Source organism: Pedobacter sp. 01N416, from assembly GCF_056399685.1.
In genome coordinates, this window is the sequence record NZ_JBFTRT010000501.1 from 1 (window position 1) to 3,856 (window position 3,856).

Below are 3,856 nucleotides of genomic sequence, written 5' to 3' on the forward strand. Positions count from 1 at the left end.
CTTTGGAATATTGCGGTCGAGATGTGATTGCATTTCTATTTACGCAAGACTAATTATCACGAATTTTGATGCTGCAATCGTTCATTAGTACTTCAACCTAAACATAAAACCTTTTAACCAGGTAAAGCGTTTATTTTTAGATAACTTAGATCACAACTAAATATAAGCATATGAATACACAGGAAGTAGCTGACAAACTGGTGCAGCTTTGCCGTGAAGGCAAACACGAACAAGCCATTGATGAACTTTACGCCGATAACGTTGTAAGCAAAGAGCCAAAAGGCTCGCCAATGGAATTAACAGAAGGCAAAGATGCCGTTAAAAAGAAAACCATACAATGGGAAGAAAGTGTTGAAGAGATACATAGCTCTTCGTGCTCAGAACCAATTGTAGCAGACAATCATTTTGCTATTGTAATGAACATTGATGCCACTTATAAAGCCCATGGAAGAATGGCCATGAGTGAAATCTGTGTTTATGAGGTTAAAGACGGAAAAATCGTAGCCGACGAGTTTTTCTATCGCATGGGTTAAAATATAAAAAGCCCCGATATCCATCTGGGCTTTTATAATCAACTAACCTAAACTTATAAATACTAACCAAATATTTATACCGCAAAACTAATGACCGATTATTAATTCAATGTTAAATATTTATCACTTGTTATCTGAAATTGGTTACACCGCATTAGCTCATTAAATCGTAAAACACCGCTTATCGGGAAAAAATTAGAATCAAATTTGCCTTGCCTGTTCTGTGAAGGAAAATGTTTTATTACCTTTAAATAAATGAGCAATTTCTAACCATAAACCGTATAAAATTGATGACCATACCCAATCTGCAAGACCTTTCAAAAAAACATCAACTCATTTCCGATCTATTTAAATGGCCCACCAAAGCTTCTGAGTGGGAACAATACAAGCTCAGCAACGAGCAACTTGATTTTTTTAAGACGTTTGGATACGTTAGCGATATAAAGTTATTGGAGGAATGGCAAGTTGAGCGGTTGAACAAGGAATTAGCAGAAATTATAGATCCTGCACACCCCTTAAATGGGCTGTTTCATGAGTTTCACAGCAATGAATCTGCAGATCCTAATTCAGTTTTATTTCATGCTTTAGGCGCCTGGCGAATTACAGAAGGCTTTCATGATGTGATATGGAATCCCGCTTTTGCGATGGCGGCCAGTCAGATTTTAGGTAATAAAGGCGTACGTTTCTGGCACGATCAATTGTTCTGTAAACCAGCAAAACATGGAGGAGTTGTAGCCTGGCACCAGGATTATTCTTATTGGACACGCACCGGGCCCATGCAACATTTAACCTGCTGGGTTGGATTAGATGATGCAACTACCGAAAACGGTTGTTTATATTATGTACCTAAAAGCCATAACTGGGGCTTGCTGGATAAACCAGATTTAGCTGGGGATATGGAAGGCTTAATGCAGTATTTAACCGAAGAGCAGAAAGCAGAATTTAATCCAGTCCCAATCGAACTTAAAAAGGGATATGCTACGTTTCACCACCCATTAATGGTTCATGGCTCGTTCGAAAATAAATCACCACGTTCAAGAAGTGCTTTCGTTTTAAATGTATTTACTGACGGTACCGAATCGAATACCGACGAAGCCTTACTTAAGGGAGTGGAACCTATTGGTGCAGGACATAAAATGGAAGGGCAGTTTTTTCCTTTGATATTTTCTCCCGACAGCCTTTAATCGCACTATTTCATTTTTTAAAGCTTTATGTGCTGATCAATTAACCTGGAATACCTTGCATTTAGCTACGGAAGCACTGATACACGGAATATTCATGGCTTTGCCTTGTCTTTAATCTGATCTGGAATCTTAAATATCCTTTTTTTCGTTTCGTTTTCACGAGAATGGCGGTATTTACAATTCCCGCTCAATTTGCATGAGGTTTTTGGGCCTACGAGAAAGTGGCAGATATTGATGTGCTCTTAGCTAAAAAATAAAAAACGGCCTACAAATGTAGACCGAATATTGAGCGAAAATTTATTTTCCCGAATTATTAAATTCTTTAAGCCAGACAATTGCCTACTTAACTTAACGGTTACCCACATATGTTTCTGCAGATGGTAAAGACGTTTTACCATTCACTCCTATCGTTTTAATAAAATAATAGTTGTTTTTTTCTTTAATGAAGTTTGCATCTATGTATGTAAAAACTTTTGCATTAACATCAGCTATTTTTGTTGGGTCTGTACCTCTTACATATCTATAAATTTCATATTTGGCTACTTCGCTTTGTGAGGGTTGCCATTGTAAAATGATGCTTTTATTATCTTTGCCAGTAAAGGATTTTAATGAATTTGGGGCATAAACCGATTGACTTGTGTTTACCGTTATTTCATTGCTAAATTCGCTTTCCTTATCTGCGTCAGTTACACCAGTTATTTTATAGCTCACTTCAATATCATTAAAAAGAAATTCATCCTTAAATGTATTTTTGAAGCCTAGAACAGGTGTTTTATTAACTTTAACATAAGATGAATTTCCAGATTTCCGATAAACATTATAACCAGCTATCTGTTTTACAACAGTTGTAYCTTGCCAAAAAAGATAAATACCTTTTCCATCTTTTTTAAAATCTACGATAACTGGTGCCGCAACGCGAAAATTTGGATTACTTAGGTAAATAATTTTAGAAAAACCGCTTCTGGTATTACTTAAATTCTCAGACACAAGGGCATAGCCAACTGTTGGTGATAAATTACTTGTTGTATCGGTATAAACGTAATTTCTTTTGGCTTTCTCATCAAAATATATCATTTCTGTAATCGGTTTCATGTCTCCCCCAACTTCATTGGTACGATATACATAGTATCCACGGGTATCGTTATTGTAATCTGTCCAACTAACTACATTATGTTTATTCACATTTCTAACAACAACATTTGCTGGCGGATCTGATTGTTTGATTTGATGAACTAAGCCGTAAACTTTAATCCCTCTTTCTGTAGCTCTTCCAAGTTTATCTACAACCACTAAATAATAATAATATTTCTGACCAGGGATAATGGTTTTATCAATATAATTGTATCCAGCGGTTGAGACTAAAAGTTTATAACCACCTTCATATTCAGTTGAGCGATAAATATTTACCACACTCACATAATCTGGTTTTATAAAAGCCCAATTTAGTTTTATGTTATTACCAATTGAATCGGCAGTTGCCGTAAAAATTTTAGGTATTAACATTTGTTGATCCAAAGAAGCTACCCGAAGTGTATCTGAAAGTATTTTTGCACCACCTCCAAAACGGTTTACCGGACTAATGGTATATTGATAAAGCACATCTTTACTTACTTGATTATCTTCTACGGTGTATATTATGCTATCACCACGATGCTCAATATTATAAGTTGTTAAAATTCTATTGAACGGCATTTTAACGCCATCGCTTCTTTTCACCAATAAAACTTCCGGTATCTGTGCAGTAGCTTTAGCGCTCCATTCTATTCTAAATACATCTCCAGTGGTTTTTCTATTGGCGCTTTTTGGTTTATTGGTTATAAAAAAATCATTAGCAGAAACAGGTGTTGAGGTATATTTATGCTGTTCGGTTCCATCTCTTTTAAGCTGTATTACCCTGTATTGATAAACCACATTCTGTTTCGCAGTAGTATCAACCAATAAAATATTAAATGCAATTGCTAATGGCTGTTGAGTAAGATAAACAGAAAGCGAATCGTAATTAAATTTCTTTTTAAATATTGGCCACACCTCATCTGCCGTATAAGTAGTAGTTGGATTGTATTCAAAAACTTTGTTTCTTGCTGCCTGATAATTATTCTTTAGTTCTTCATAATTAGAAGGGGTACTAAATTTATATAG

3 protein-coding genes are annotated in these 3,856 nt (G+C 35.5%); 2 read left to right on the forward strand and 1 reads right to left on the reverse strand.

The genetic code is table 11. The features are described from left to right. Nucleotides 1-170: 170 nt before the first annotated feature. Nucleotides 171-533 (forward strand): nuclear transport factor 2 family protein, encoded by a 363-nt coding sequence (locus AC1DND_RS22320; RefSeq protein ID WP_057935321.1) that lies wholly within the window; start codon nucleotides 171-173, stop codon nucleotides 531-533. Between the two features lie 290 nt (nucleotides 534-823). Then, nucleotides 824-1,717 (forward strand): phytanoyl-CoA dioxygenase family protein, encoded by an 894-nt coding sequence (locus tag AC1DND_RS22325; RefSeq protein ID WP_477584803.1) that lies wholly within the window; start codon nucleotides 824-826, stop codon nucleotides 1,715-1,717. Between the two features lie 348 nt (nucleotides 1,718-2,065). Here AC1DND_RS22325 and AC1DND_RS22330 read toward each other — a convergent pair. Then, a partial coding sequence (locus tag AC1DND_RS22330; RefSeq protein WP_477584804.1) for a fibronectin type III domain-containing protein occupies nucleotides 2,066-3,856 on the reverse strand: 1,791 nt, incomplete at its 5' end.

Coding starts and splice junctions, on each gene's coding strand:
- AC1DND_RS22320 (WP_057935321.1), top strand. CDS start 171: ATGAATACACAGGAAGTAGCTGACAAACTGGTGCAGCTTTGCCGTGAA.
- AC1DND_RS22325 (WP_477584803.1), top strand. CDS start 824: ATGACCATACCCAATCTGCAAGACCTTTCAAAAAAACATCAACTCATT.